The organism is Cellulomonas sp. CW35 (assembly GCF_052378485.1).
Taxonomy (GTDB): domain Bacteria; phylum Actinomycetota; class Actinomycetes; order Actinomycetales; family Cellulomonadaceae; genus Cellulomonas; species Cellulomonas uda.
In genome coordinates, this window is the sequence record NZ_CP199000.1 from 2,582,591 (window position 1) to 2,596,366 (window position 13,776).

At 73.0% G+C, this 13,776-nt stretch carries 10 protein-coding genes; 8 read left to right on the forward strand and 2 right to left on the reverse strand.

Translation table 11 applies throughout. The annotated features are described in order from the left end of the window. The first annotated feature begins 51 nt into the window (after positions 1–51). Entirely contained in the window at positions 52–576 is a 525-nt protein-coding gene (locus tag ACT17Q_RS11840; protein WP_094179467.1) for a flavodoxin domain-containing protein, read from the forward strand. Between the two features lie 61 nt (positions 577–637). Beyond that, positions 638–2,290: an FAD-binding dehydrogenase gene (locus ACT17Q_RS11845; RefSeq protein WP_444662620.1), complete on the forward strand. Its 1,653-nt coding sequence runs from the start codon at positions 638–640 to the stop codon at positions 2,288–2,290. Between the two features lie 12 nt (positions 2,291–2,302). On the opposite strand, the gene ACT17Q_RS11850 is transcribed toward ACT17Q_RS11845, so the two are convergent. Next, on the reverse strand, positions 2,303–3,544 hold the full coding sequence (locus ACT17Q_RS11850) for an AGE family epimerase/isomerase (protein ID WP_444662622.1): 1,242 nt from the start codon (positions 3,542–3,544) through the stop codon (positions 2,303–2,305). A gap of 234 nt (positions 3,545–3,778) precedes the next feature. Between ACT17Q_RS11850 and ACT17Q_RS11855 the strand changes: the two genes are divergently transcribed. From ACT17Q_RS11855 to ACT17Q_RS11865, 3 genes are all read left to right on the forward strand, one after another. After that, complete coding sequence (locus tag ACT17Q_RS11855) at positions 3,779–6,013, forward strand: maltotransferase domain-containing protein (RefSeq protein WP_444662624.1); 2,235 nt, start codon at positions 3,779–3,781, stop codon at positions 6,011–6,013. 62 nt (positions 6,014–6,075) lie between these two features. Next, positions 6,076–7,821, forward strand: a complete 1,746-nt coding sequence (gene treS / locus ACT17Q_RS11860; protein ID WP_444665393.1) for a maltose alpha-D-glucosyltransferase — start codon at positions 6,076–6,078, stop codon at positions 7,819–7,821. Position 7,822: 1 nt separating this feature from the next. Next, positions 7,823–9,139, forward strand: coding sequence for a maltokinase N-terminal cap-like domain-containing protein (locus ACT17Q_RS11865; RefSeq protein WP_444662626.1), 1,317 nt, complete (start codon positions 7,823–7,825; stop codon positions 9,137–9,139). 14 nt (positions 9,140–9,153) lie between these two features. Here the strand turns inward: ACT17Q_RS11865 and ACT17Q_RS11870 are convergent, their stop codons facing one another. Then, positions 9,154–10,392: an ROK family transcriptional regulator gene (locus tag ACT17Q_RS11870; protein ID WP_094179463.1), complete on the reverse strand. Its 1,239-nt coding sequence runs from the start codon at positions 10,390–10,392 to the stop codon at positions 9,154–9,156. A gap of 214 nt (positions 10,393–10,606) precedes the next feature. Between ACT17Q_RS11870 and ACT17Q_RS11875 the strand changes: the two genes are divergently transcribed. From ACT17Q_RS11875 to ACT17Q_RS11885, 3 genes are read left to right on the forward strand one after another with little or no spacing between them, the layout of a single operon-like run. After that, on the forward strand, positions 10,607–11,944 hold the full coding sequence (locus tag ACT17Q_RS11875; RefSeq protein WP_444662629.1) for an ABC transporter substrate-binding protein: 1,338 nt from the start codon (positions 10,607–10,609) through the stop codon (positions 11,942–11,944). An 8-nt stretch (positions 11,945–11,952) separates the two neighbouring features. Continuing rightward, the gene (locus tag ACT17Q_RS11880) at positions 11,953–12,918 is read left to right on the forward strand and encodes a carbohydrate ABC transporter permease (RefSeq protein ID WP_444662631.1); all 966 of its coding nucleotides are present in this window, start codon (positions 11,953–11,955) and stop codon (positions 12,916–12,918) included. Then, complete coding sequence (locus ACT17Q_RS11885) at positions 12,915–13,751, forward strand: carbohydrate ABC transporter permease (RefSeq protein WP_094179461.1); 837 nt, start codon at positions 12,915–12,917, stop codon at positions 13,749–13,751. The genes ACT17Q_RS11880 and ACT17Q_RS11885 overlap by 4 nt, the downstream gene beginning before the upstream one ends. Positions 13,752–13,776 lie beyond the last annotated feature (25 nt).

The following is a 13,776-nucleotide window of genomic DNA, read 5'->3' on the forward strand; positions in this document are numbered from 1 at the left end:
CAGGGACCTCCGGCCCACCCGACCGGCGCACGCCCCCGCGATCCTGGAGGCATGGTCGCGGTGGTCGTGTTCGAGTCGATGTTCGGGTGCACGCGCGCGGTCGCGTCGGCGATCGCCGAGGGCATGACGTCCGCGGGCCTCGAGACGGTGGTCCTGCCGGTCGACGAGGCACTGGCCAACGACGACCTCGTCGCGCGCGCCCGCCTGCTCGTCGTGGGGGCACCCACGCACATGCGCGGCCTGAGCACGCCGCGCTCACGTGCGCTGGCCCGTGCGCGCGGCGCCGACGCGGAGCCAGGGCTGGGCGTGCACGACTGGCTCGACGCGCTGCCGGGGCTCCAGGGCCGCGCGGTCGCGGTGTTCGACACGCGCTCGTGGTCGCGGTTCGCAGGCTCCGCGGGGTCCCGCATCGAGAAGCTGCTCCACCGCCGCGGCGCGGAGCTGGTCGCACCCACGCAGGCGTTCGGCGTGGAGGGCGGTGACGGCGGGCGGGCGACGATCAGCCAGTCCCAGGTGGAGCTCGCCCGCGTGTGGGGCGCGTCGGTCGCCGCGCACGTCGTCGGCGCGTACGCCTGACCCGGGACGTCGCCCGCGCAGCCCCTTCTGGACGGTCGTCCAGCCGGGTTACGCTCGCGGCATGCGAACCCACGACGTCGTGGTCGTCGGCGCCGGCCTGGCCGGGCTCGTCGCGACAGCCGAGCTGACCCGCGCGGGCCGCCGCGTGCTCCTGCTGGACGCCGAGAACGCCGCGAGCCTCGGCGGGCAGGCGTTCTGGTCGTTCGGCGGGCTGTTCCTGGTGGACTCCCCCGAGCAGCGCCGCCTGGGCGTGCACGACAGCGCCGAGCTCGCGCTCGCGGACTGGTTCGGCTCGGCGCAGTTCGCCGACGACGGCTCCGACCGCTGGGGTCGCGCGTGGGCCGAGGGGTTCGTCGACTTCGCGGCGGGCGAGCTGCGCTCGTGGCTGCACGCGCAGGGCGTGCGGTGGTTCCCGCTCGTGCAGTGGGCGGAGCGCGGCGGGTACACCGCGGGCGGTCACGGCAACTCCGTGCCGCGGTTCCACGTCACGTGGGGCACGGGCCCCGGCATCCTCGAGCCGTTCGTGCGGGCGCTGCTCGACGCGCGTGCCGCGGGCCTCGTCGACGTGCGGTTCCGGCACCGCGTGACGGGCCTCGTCGTGACCGACGGGCGCGTCACGGGCGTACGCGGCGACGTGCTGCGCGACGACCACGTGGCGCGGGCGGTCCCCTCGTCGCGCGAGGTCACGGGCACGTTCGAGCTCGACGCCGACGCGGTCGTCGTCGCGACCGGCGGCATCGGCGCGAACCACGACCTGGTGCGCGCGACGTGGCCCGCGGACGCGGGACGCATGCCCGACCGCATGCTCTCGGGCGTCCCCGACCACGTCGACGGCTCGGGGATCGCGGCCGCCCGCGACGCGGGCGCGGCGGTCGTGCACTCGGACCGCATGTGGCACTACCCCGAGGGGATCACCAACCACTCGCCGGTGTGGACCGACCACGGCATCCGCATCCTGCCCGGACCGTCCTCGCTGTGGCTCGACGCCGACGGGCAGCGCCTGCCCGTGCCCCTGTTCCCGGGCTTCGACGCGCTCGGCGCGCTGCAGCACATCACGCGGCGCGGTGACGACCACTCGTGGTTCGTCCTCGACCGGACGATCCTCGGCTCGGAGTTCGCGCTGTCCGGCTCGGAGCAGAACCCCGACCTGACCGGCAAGGACGTCGCGCTGCTCCTGCAGCGCGTCAGGCCGGGCGCCGTGGGGCCCGTCGCGGCGTTCGCGCAGCGGTCGCCGGAGTTCCTGTGGGCGGACACGCCCGCCGAGCTCGCCGCGAAGATGAACGCGCTGTCCGGCGACGAGCGCATCGACGCCGCCGCGCTCGAGCGGACCATCGTCGAGCGGGACCGCCAGGTGACCTCGGGCCTCGGCAAGGACCTCCAGGTCGTCGCGACGAAGCAGGCGCGCGCCTACGGCGTCGACAAGCTCATCCGGGTCGCCAAGCCGCACCGCCTGCTCGACCCGGCGCACGGGCCGCTGCTCGCGGTGCGCCTGTCGGTGCTGACCCGCAAGACGCTCGGCGGGTTGCACACCGACCTCGAGGGGCGCGTGCTGCGGCCCGACGGCGAGGTCCTGCCCGGGCTGTGGGCCGTCGGCGAGGCGTCCGGCTTCGGCGGCGGCGGCGTGCACGGCCACCGCGCGCTCGAGGGCACGTTCCTGGGCGGGTGCCTGTTCACGGGCCGCACGGTCGGCCGCGCGCTCGCCGCGCAGGCCTGACGGTCCGCCCGGTCAGCGCAGGAGACCCGCCGCGAGCGCGGGTGCCAGGGCGGGCGTGAGCGGCAGGCGCGGGAGGAGCGTGGCCTGGACCGCGTGGTAGAGGTCCGCCTTGCCCGCCCACACCGTGCGCGAGACCGCGTTGTCGGGCCCGAGCTCGTGCCACCACGAGCCGCCCGCCCGGTCGACCACGTGCTCGTCGACGTAGTCCCACCACGTCGCGTACCAATCCTCGAACCGCGCGTCCCCGGTGGCGGCGTGCAGCGCGGCCGCCGCGCCGATCGCCTCCGCGGCGACCCAGTGCATGCGCTCCCGCACCACGGGCGCCCCCGACCAGTCGACGGTGTAGACGAACCCGGGCGCGCCGTCGACGGCCCAGCCCTGGGCGACGCCCGCGTCGAACAGCGCGACCGCGTCGTCGAGCATCCACGCCGGGGCCGCGTTCCCGCGCGCCCCGAGCGCGGCGCGTGCGTGCAGCGTGAGGCGCGCCCACTCGAACCAGTGCCCGATCGTCGCGCCGTACGGACGGAACGGGTGCGCGGGTGCGTCGGCGTTGTACTCGAGCAGCGGGTGCCACGCGGAGTCGAAGTGCTCCGGGATCCGCCACGCGTGCTCCCGCGCGAAGCCGTGCACGACGCGCTCGACGACGCGCACGGCGCGGTCGAGCCACACGCGCTCGCCCGTGACGTCGGCGGCCGCGAGGTACGCCTCGACGGTGTGCATGTTCGCGTTGACGCCGCGGTAGCCGTCCAGCTCGGCGAACGCGGTGTCCCACTCCTCGACGACCATGCCCGCCGCGTCGTCCCAGAACCAGAGCTCCTGGACCGCGAGCGCGGCCCCGAGCAGCTCGCGCGCACCGGGGCGCCCGGCGGCCGTCGCCGACGACGCCGCGAGCACGACGAACGCGTGGGGGTAGGCGGCCTTGGCCGACGAGGCGGGTGTGCCGTCGCGCTCGACCTGCTCGAACCAGCCGCCGTGCACACGGTCCGCGAGCGGGCCGGTGATCGCGGCGAGGCCGTGGTCGACCAGCCGCGCCGAGCCGGGGCGGCCGAGCAGGTGGCCCAGCGCGTACACGTGCGTCATGCGGCACGCGATCCACAGCTCCCACGGACCGTCGACCGGCCGGCCCTCGTCGTCCTGCCGGGCGAACGCACCGCCGTCGCCGACGCGCTGCGCGGACGCGCGTCCGAACGCGAGCAGACGGTCGGTCTCGGCCTCGAGCCACCGCGCGTGCGCGCCGTCCGCGAGCCAGCCCATGTGTTCCTCCGCAGGTCTCGGGGCCACGCACCGGGCGGACCGGCCGTCGTGTGCCCGACGGTCACAGCCTGCCGCACTTTGTTTGAGTACCGAACTTAACACCGGGGCGAGGCCCGACCGCCAGGGCCGTCGGGCCGGACCTCCAGGTCGTGGCGGCGTGGCGGGCGGACGAGGCGCGCCGTGTCGGCGCGCTGCAGATGCTGACCCCGCCCACGTCTCGGTAGGTTCGGAGACGTGACGAGCTCCCCCGCCGGTCCGCGCCGCCGTCCCGCGAAGACCCCCGCCCGCACGAGCCCCGCGTCGTCGTCCGCCACCCCCCGGTCGACGGCCCCTGCCACGCCGGCAGCAGCACCCGAGCCGGCGCCCACCGCAGCACCAGCAGCACCCGCCCCGCAGCCGCCCGCGGCGCAGTCCTCCACGGCGCGGCCCTCCACGACCCCCGCCGCCGTCCCCGTCGCGCAGGTCGTCGTCGGCCCGCCGATCGGCCGGATCCCGGTGGTCGACGTCTTCCCGGTCGCCGAGGCGGGCCGGTTCCCGGCCAAGGCCGTGGTGGGCGAGGCGTTCCCGGTGCGCGCCACGGTGTTCCGCGAGGGGCACGACGCGGTCGCCGCGACCGCCGTGCTGCTCGACCCGGACGGTCGCGTGCACCAGCGCGTGCCGATGGTCGACGTCGCCCCCGGCCTCGACCGGTACGAGGCGCGCCTGCAGCCGGACCGCACGGGGCTGTGGTCGTTCCGCGTCGAGGGCTGGTCGGACCCGTACGCGACGTGGGCGCACGACGCGTCGATCAAGGTCGAGGCCGGCATCGACGTCGAGCTCATGCTCGCGGAGGGCGCCCGGCTGCTCGCGCGCGCGGCGGACCGCACGGGCGAGGACGCGATGAGCGAGCACGGCGCGCAGACGCTGCGTGAGGCCGTCGCGGCCCTGCGGGACACGCACCGCTTCCCCGGCGAGCGGCTCGCGTGGGCGCTGTCGCCCCACGTGCGCGAGGCGCTCGCGCGCGAGCCCCTGCGCGACCAGGTGAGCGCGTCGCCCGAGTACCCCCTGGTCGTGGACCGCCCGCTCGCGCTGTACGGGTCCTGGTACGAGCTGTTCCCGCGCTCGCACGGCGCGGTGTGGGACGACCGCGCGCAGGAGTGGCGCTCGGGGACGCTGCGCACCGCGGCCGAGCAGATCCCGCGCATCGCCGCGATGGGCTTCGACGTGGTCTACCTGACGCCGGTGCACCCCATCGGCGTGACGAACCGCAAGGGCCGCAACAACTCGCTGGGCGCGCTGCCGGGAGACCCCGGCTCGCCGTACGCGATCGGCTCGAAGGACGGCGGGCACGACGCGATCGAGCCGACGCTCGGGACGTTCGACGACTTCGACGCGTTCGTCGCCCGTGCGCGCGAGCACGGCATGGAGGTCGCGCTCGACATCGCGTTGCAGTGCTCGCCGGACCACCCGTGGGTCGCCGAGCACCCGGAGTGGTTCACGACGCGCGTCGACGGGTCGATCGCGTACGCGGAGAACCCGCCGAAGAAGTACCAGGACATCTACCCGCTGAACTTCGACAACGACCCCGCGGGGCTGTACGCCGAGGTCCGACGCGTGCTGCAGGTGTGGATCGACCACGGCGTGACGCTGTTCCGGGTGGACAACCCGCACACGAAGCCGCTCGACTTCTGGCAGTGGCTGCTCGCCGACGTGGCGAGGGACCACCCGGACGTCATCTTCCTGTCCGAGGCGTTCACGCGCCCCGCGATGATGCAGACGCTCGCGAAGGTGGGGTTCCACCAGTCGTACACGTACTTCACGTGGCGGCACACGAAGTCCGAGGTGAGCGAGTACCTCGCGGAGGTCTCGGGCGACCAGGGCGCGTGGATGCGCCCGGCGTTCTGGCCGACGACGCACGACATCCTGCCGCCCTACCTGCAGGGCGCGGGTGGGCAGGCGTGGGCGGTGCGCGCGGTGCTGGCGGCGTTCGGCTCGCCGACCTGGGGCATCTACTCGGGCTACGAGCTGCTCGAGAACGTGCCGCGGCCGGGTGCGGACGAGCAGATCGACAACGAGAAGTACGAGCTCAAGCCGCGCGACTGGTCGCTCGCGGACCACCTGGGCATCGCCGACCTGCTCGCCCGGCTGAACCAGATCCGGCGCGAGCACCCGGCACTGCAGCAGCTGCGCAACCTGCGCGTGCACCCGACGTCCGACGACGCGACGGTCGCGTTCTCCCGGCACCTCGCGGCGGAGCACTCGCCGACGGGCCGCGCGTCGACCGTCGTCGTCGTGGTGTCGCTCGACCCGTGGAACGTGCGCGAGGGCATGGTCGACCTCGACCTCGCGGCGTTCGGCCTCCCGCCGCACGGCCCGGTCGCCGCGCACGACGTGCTGCGTGACGAGCACTACGAGTGGGGCCCGCAGGTGTACGTGCGGATCGACCCGGCGGAGCGCCCCGCGCACGTCGTCGTGCTGGAGCACGCGTGAGGCCCGCGACGAGCGCGGGCGGCGAGCACGCCGCGCAGCCGCCCGCGGCCCACCTGCCGCGCGTGCGCGAGCCCGCGCCGACCACGTCGCAGATCCGGCTGCCGGCGGGCCGCCAGCCCGCGGTCCCGCCCGTCGACGAGGAGGGGCTGCTCGACGACCCCGACTGGTACCGGACCGCGGTGTTCTACGAGGTGATGCTCCGCAGCTTCTCCGACTCGACCGGGAGCGGCACGGGCGACCTGCGCGGGCTGATCAACCGGCTCGACTACCTCCAGTGGCTGGGCGTCGACTGCCTGTGGCTGCCGCCGTTCTACCCGAGCCCCATGCGGGACGGCGGGTACGACGTCGCCGACTACACGGCGGTGGCGAGCCAGTACGGCACGCTGGAGGAGTTCGCCGAGCTCGTGCGCGAGGCGCACCGGCGCGGCATGCGCGTCGTCGTCGACCTCGTGATGAACCACACGAGCGACGCGCACCCGTGGTTCCAGGCGTCCAGGAGCGACCCGGAGGGCCCGTACGGGGACTTCTACGTGTGGTCCGACGACAACACGCGCTACCCCGACGCGCGCATCATCTTCGTCGACACCGAGACGTCCAACTGGACGTTCGACCCCGTGCGCCGGCAGTACTTCTGGCACCGGTTCTTCAGCCACCAGCCCGACCTGAACTTCGAGAACCCGCGGGTGCGCGAGGCGATGCTCGACGTCGCGCGGTTCTGGCTGGGGCTCGGCATCGACGGCTTCCGGCTGGACGCCGTGCCGTACCTCTTCGAGGCCGAGGGCACCAACTGCGAGAACCTGCCCGAGACCCACGCGTTCCTGCGCACGGTGCGCGCGATGATCGACGAGGAGTTCCCGGGCCGGATCATGCTGGCCGAGGCGAACCAGTGGCCCGAGGACGTCGTGCACTACTTCGGCACCGAGGAGGAGCCGGAGTGCCACATGTGCTTCCACTTCCCGGTGATGCCGCGGATCTACTACGCGATGCGTGACCAGCGGGCGACGTCGATCGTCGACATCCTCGCGGACACGCCGCCGATCCCCGACAACGGCGCCCAGTGGAGCACGTTCCTGCGCAACCACGACGAGCTCACGCTCGAGATGGTCTCGACCGAGGAACGCGCGTCGATGTACGGCTGGTTCGCACCCGACTCGCGCATGCGCGCCAACGTCGGGATCCGCCGCCGCCTGGCGCCGCTGCTCGACAACTCGCGCAAGGAGATCGAGCTCGCGCACGCGCTCCTGCTGAGCCTGCCCGGCAGCCCGTGCCTGTACTACGGCGACGAGATCGGCATGGGCGACAACATCTGGCTCCCGGACCGCGACGCGGTGCGCACGCCGATGCAGTGGACGCCGGACCGCAACGCGGGCTTCTCGGTGGCCGACCCGGGCAAGCTCAACCTCCCGTTGGTGCAGTCGCTCGTGTACCACTACGGGCACACCAACGTGGAGGCGCAGCTCGCGCAGCCGACGAGCCTGCTGCACTGGGTCCGCGGCATGCTCACGGTGCGCAAGCAGCACCCCGCGATGGGGCTGGGCGACTTCCGGGTCGTCGCGAACGACAACGACTCGGTGCTGACGTTCACGAGGACCTCGGCGCAGGAGACCGTGCTGGTGGTCGCCAACCTCGCGGCCACGGCGCGCTCGACGACCGTCACGCTGCCGGGCCACGGGAACGCCGAGCTGCACGACGTGTTCGGCGGCGCGTCGTTCGGGACGCTCGACCCGAGCGGCTCGGCCCGGTTCACGCTCGGCTCGCGCGAGTTCTTCTGGCTCAGCGTGACGCCCGGCCCGGCCTGGACGCTCTGACGTGCTGACCGCGCAGACCCCGACGCCCGCCGACCAGCGGCTGCTCGCGACGATCGCCGCGGACCTGCCCGGGCGGCGGTGGTTCCCCGTCAAGGGCGCGTCCGCCGACCTCACCGTGCACGCGGTGATCCCGCTGGTGGACCCGCAGGGCGCGGCGGACGTGCGGGTTCTCCTGGTCGCGGCGCGCACGTCGGGCGCCGGGTCGCTCCTGCAGGTGCCGCTGGTCGTCGTGACCGGCGACGACGAGGCGGGCACGCCGCTGGGCGACGGTCGCACGGTGCTCGACGGCGCGGCGCACCCGGCGTTCCTGCGCGCGTGGTTCGCGGTCGCCGACGGCCCGGGTGGCGCACCGGCGCACGTGGACCTCACGCACGTGCAGGCGATCACGGGCGAGCAGTCCAACTCGTCCGTCGTGCTCGGCGCACCGGACGACCCGGGCCGGGCGATCCTCAAGGTCGTCCGGACGCTCCAGCACGGCGAGAACCCGGACGTCGAGGTGCCGCGCGCGCTGGTCGAGCAGGGGTACACCGGTGTGCCGGCTCCGCTCGCGTGGCTGCGCGCGCGGTGGCCGGACGTCGCGACCGGCGAGGTGGGTGCGGGGTACCTCGGGGTCGCGGCGGCGTTCGTCGCGGGGGCGCGCGACGGGTTCGAGCTCGCGTGCGAGCTCGCGGGCAGCGGCTCGCCGTTCGCGGCGCACGCGCACGCCCTGGGTGAGGCCACGGCGCGCATGCACGCGGCGCTCGCGAGCGCGTTCCCGACCGTCGCGGACCCGGACGGTCCCGACCGGCTCGCGCGCGCGCTCCTCGACCGGTACGCGTGGGCCCGGGCCGCGACGCCCGCGGTGGAGCCGTACCACGCGGGCGTCGTCCGCACGGCGGACGAGGTGCGCGCCCTGCGCTCGACGCCCCCACGCCAGCGGGTGCACGGCGACCTGCACCTGGGGCAGGTGCTGCACGGCCCCCACGGCTGGCTGGTGCTCGACTTCGAGGGTGAGCCGCTCGCGCCGCTCGAGGCGCGCACGCGCCCGGACCTCGCGGTGCGGGACGTGGCCGGGCTGCTGCGCTCGTTCGACTACGCCGCCGCGGTGGGCGGCGCGACCGGCGACGCCGCGCAGCGCTGGGTCACGGCGGCGCGTGAGGCGCTGCTCGCGGGGTACGCGCAGGCGTCGCCGCCGTCGTCGCTCGAGCCGGGGGACGCCGCGCTCCTGACCCGAGCGCTCGAGCTCGACAAGACGCTGTACGAAGCGGTGTACGAGGCGCGCAACCGTCCGACCTGGCTGCCCATCCCTCTGGCGGGCCTGGACCGGCTCGCGGGCTGACGGTCCCCCGCCCGTCAGGCCGGGGCCACGACCTCGGCGGGCTCGAGCACCATGCGCGTGCCGCGCCGCCGGGGAGCGAGCTCGGCCTGCAGCACGAGCGCGGCCGCGCCGAGCGCGGCGGCCTCGGGTGCGTGGGACGAGATCGCGACGCGCACCCCGTGGCTGCCGCGTGCGAAGAACGACCGCGAGAGCCGCTCCTGGATCACGGGCAGGTAGAGCGAGCCGGCGATCGCGAACGACGGCCCGGTGAGGACCACGTGCGCGAGGTCGAGCACGTTCGCGAGGGTCTGCGCCGCGACCGCGAGGTACTGCGCGGAACGCTCGAGCAGCGCCATCGCGTCGGCCTCGCCGCGCGCGGCGGCGCGGGCGATCTGCGCGAAGTCCTCGGACACGCCGCGGCCGGCGAGCTCGAAGCCCTGCTCGCGCGCCTGCGCGACGACGGCCGCGGGGCCGGCGAGCGCCTCGACACAGCCCGCGCTGCCGCACCAGCACACCGGGCCGTCGAGCGCGACGCAGATGTGCCCCACCTCGCCCGCGTTGGAGCTGGTCCCGCGGTACACCGTGCCGTCGACGAGGATGCCCGCGCCGATCCCGGTGCCCATGTAGAGCGCGGCGAACGCGCTGCCCGTGGGCACGCCGCCGGACCAGTACTCGCCGATCGCGGCGGCGGTCGCGTCGTTGTCGAGCAGCACGGGCAGCCCGACGGCCTCCTCGAGCGCGGCGGCGAGCGGGAACTCGGTCCAGGCCTGCATGACGGGCGGGGTGAGCGTCATGCCGGTGGACGCGGCGATGGGCCCGGGTGAGACGACGCCGAGGCCGAGGATGCGTTCGGGGGCGACGCCCGTGCGCGCGACGGTCGCGCGGATCTCGGCAGCGATGCGCGCGACGACCTCGCGGGGGTCGTCGGACCCGGCGCCGGGGCGCCGCCAGCGGGCGACGACGGACCCGCCGAGGTTGGCGATCACGTAGGTGATGCCCGCGTGGTCGAGGTGCACGCCGACGGCGAACCGCGCGTAGGGGTCGAGCTCGAGCAGCATGCGGGGCTTGCCGCCGGTCGACTCGGCGCGCCCGACCTCGACGACGAGGCCGTCGTCGATGAGGCGGCGCACGACCGTCGAGACGGTGGCCCCCGTGAGCCCGGAGACCCGGGTGAGCTCGACGCGCGAGACGGTGCCCGCGGCGCGGATCAGGTCGAGGATCGCGGACCTGCTGCTCGCGTGCGCGGCGCCGATGCCCTCCTGGGTGCTGCTCACGACCCTCCTGTCGTCGCCCGGCTCACGGCCGGGTCCGCGGCCCATGGTAACGATCCGGCCACTACCGTCCGGGACCGCACCCGGCGCGTTGACTTACTTTGTTCACCGGTCTAAGAATGTCACCCGGAGCGGGGTCGGAAGGTCCCGTTTGGGCGACGATGCCCTCCACCCACGGCCGGCACGCCGACGTGCCGGGACGACGAGAGGATCACCGATGTTCCCTCACCACCGACGGCGCCGGCTGCTGGGCCTCGCGGCCGCGAGCACCGTCCTGGCCCTCACCGCGGCGTGTTCCGGGGGCTCCGACGACACCCCCGGCGACTCGACGCCCGACGCGGACGCGACCCCCTCCGGCGCCATCACGGTGCTCACCTGGCGCACGGACCTCGTCGAGGACGGCACGTTCGACGACTACGTCACGCAGTTCAAGGCGAAGTACCCCGACGTGACCGACGTGAAGATCGAGGGCATCACCGACTACGAGGGCGAGGTGAAGACGCGCATGAACACCGACAACTACGGCGACGTGCTCGCGATCCCCGGCTCGGTGACCCCCGACCAGCTCGGCGACTTCTTCGAGCCCCTCGGCGACTACGACGAGATGGCGAAGGAGTACCGCTGGATCACGGACAAGACGTTCGAGGGCAAGTCCTACGGCATCCCCGTGGTCGGCAACGTGCAGGGCATCGTCTACAACACGAAGGTCTGGGAGGCCGCGGGCGTCACGGACTTCCCGACGACACCCGAGGAGTTCCTGACCGACCTGCAGGCGATCAAGGACGCGGGCATCAAGGTCGCCCCGCTCTACACCAACTACAAGGACAGCTGGCCGCTGACCCAGTGGGACGGCGCGCGCGGCGCCGTCACCGCGAACCCGGACTACGTCAACGAGATGACGGCGACCGACACGCCGTGGACCGAGGACTCCGACTCGGGCGTCATCGACGGGCTGATCTACGACGTCGTCGCGAAGGGCCTCACGGAGGCGGACCCGACGACCACCAACTGGGAGCAGTCCAAGCAGCTGCTCGGCACGGGCGAGATCGCCACGATGGTCCTCGGCTCGTGGGCGATCCCGCAGATGCAGGCGGCCGCAGAGGCCGCGGGCGCCAGCGCGGACGACATCGGCTACATGCCGTTCCCCGCGCAGGTCGACGGGAAGTTCCACGCGGTGGCGGGCGGTGACTACAACCTCGGCATCAACGTGCACTCGAAGAACAAGGTCACCGCGCGCGCGTGGATCGACTGGTTCAACCACGAGTCCGGGTTCTCGGAGTCGCAGGTCGGTCTGTCGCCGCTGATCGACGGCGAGGTGCCGGCCGCGCTGCAGGGCTTCGTCGACGAGGTCGAGCTCATCACGCTGAACCCCGCGCCCGCGGGCAAGGAGTCGCTGTTCACGGACATCGACACCGCGTCCGGCATCGTGACGACCGACCCGAAGTACCGCCAGAAGATCGTCGACGACGCCCGCTCCGGTGCGCGCACCAAGCAGGAGATCTTCGACGACCTCAACGCCGCGTGGGCCGACGGCCGCGCGGAGGCCGGCGCCTGAGGAAGCGGATGACCACCGCCGAGACGGGCGTGCGGCGCCCGACGACGGCGGCCGCCCCGACCGGCCGCGCCCCCGGGACCTCCTCCCCGGGGGGCGCGGCCGGACCCCGCTGGCGCCGCCGGATCGTCCCCTACCTGTTCCTGCTCGTGCCGGTGGCGCTGCTGGTGCTGCTCACGTACGTCCCCGTCGTGAACATGTTCTGGTACTCGTTCACCGACTGGGACGGCCTGGACAAGACGAAGAACCTCGTCGGGTTCGAGAACTACACCGAGGTCTTCACCGACCCGGAGAACCTGCACGTGTTCTACGTGTCCCTGTACTACTTCGTGGCGTCGTTCGTGCAGATGGTGATCGCGCTGTACTTCGCGACGATCCTGTCGTTCAGGATCCGGTTCAAGAACCTGTGGAAGGGCATCCTGTTCTTCCCGTACCTCATCAACGGCGTCGCGATCGGCCTGATCTTCCTCAACTTCCTGCGCCCCGAGGGCGGGCTCGACACCGTGCTCATGTCGCTCGGGCTCGAGTCGCTCGTCCAGCAGTGGACGGGTGACCCGGACATCGCGAACGCGACGCTCGCGAGCGTCTCGGTCTGGCGCTACATGGGGCTGAACTTCGTGATGTTCCTGGGCGCGATCCAGTCGATCAGCTCGGAGATCTACGAGGCCGCCGAGATCGACGGCGCGAGCCGCTGGCACGAGTTCCGGTACATCATCCTGCCGTCCATCCGGCCGATCGTCGGCCTGTCCCTGATCCTCGCGATCTCGGGCTCGCTGTCCGTGTTCGAGATCCCGAAGGTGATGACCGACGGCGGCAACGGCACGGAGACGTTCGTGATGCGCACGGTGTGGATGGCGTTCAACCGCAACATGGTGGGCCTCGCGTCCGCGATGGCGGTCGTCCTGCTGCTCGTCGTGCTGGTCGTCACGTGGGTCCAGCGCAAGGTGCTCCCCGACGACGAGGTGGACCTCACATGACCCGTACCCTCACCGCCGGCCTCGCGAGCACCGCGAAGTACGTGTCCCTGGTGCTCGCGGCCCTCGTGATGCTCCTGCCGCTCGTGCTGATCGTCATGGGCTCGTTCAAGACCAACCAGGAGTTCCTCGCGACCGGCCCGTTCACGGCCCCCGAGAGCTGGACCGACCTGTCCAACTACGCGACCGCGTTCACACGCGGCGGCATGGCCCGCGGCTTCGTCAACACCGTGCTGATCTTCGCGGTGGCGATCGTCGGGACCATCCTCATCGGCGCGGCGACCGCGTACGCGCTCGACCGGTTCCGGTTCGTCGGCCGCCGCGGCGTGCTCAACCTGTTCCTGCTCGCGACGCTCGTCCCGGGCGTGACCACGCAGGTCGCGACGTTCCAGATCATCAACTGGCTCGGCCTCTACGACAGCCAGGCCGCGCTGATCCTGCTGTTCATGGGCACGGACATCATCTCGATCTACATCTTCCTGCAGTTCGTGCGGAGCATCCCGCGCTCGCTCGACGAGGCCGCGACGATCGACGGCGCGGGCCACCTGCGCATCTTCTTCCGGATCATCCTGCCCAACCTCAAGCCGGCGATCGCGACGGTCGTCATCATCAAGGGGATCGGGATCTACAACGAGTTCTTCCTGCCGTTCCTGTACATCACCGACCCCGAGAAGCGCCCCATCTCGACCGCGCTGTTCGCGTTCAAGGGACCGTTCGGCTCGCAGTGGGAGGTCATCTGCGCGGGCGTCGTCATCACGATCGTGCCGATCCTGCTGCTGTTCCTGTTCCTGCAGCGGTTCATCTACAACGGCTTCACCTCGGGAGCGACCAAGTAGCCCGCGACGACGAGACCTGGACCCG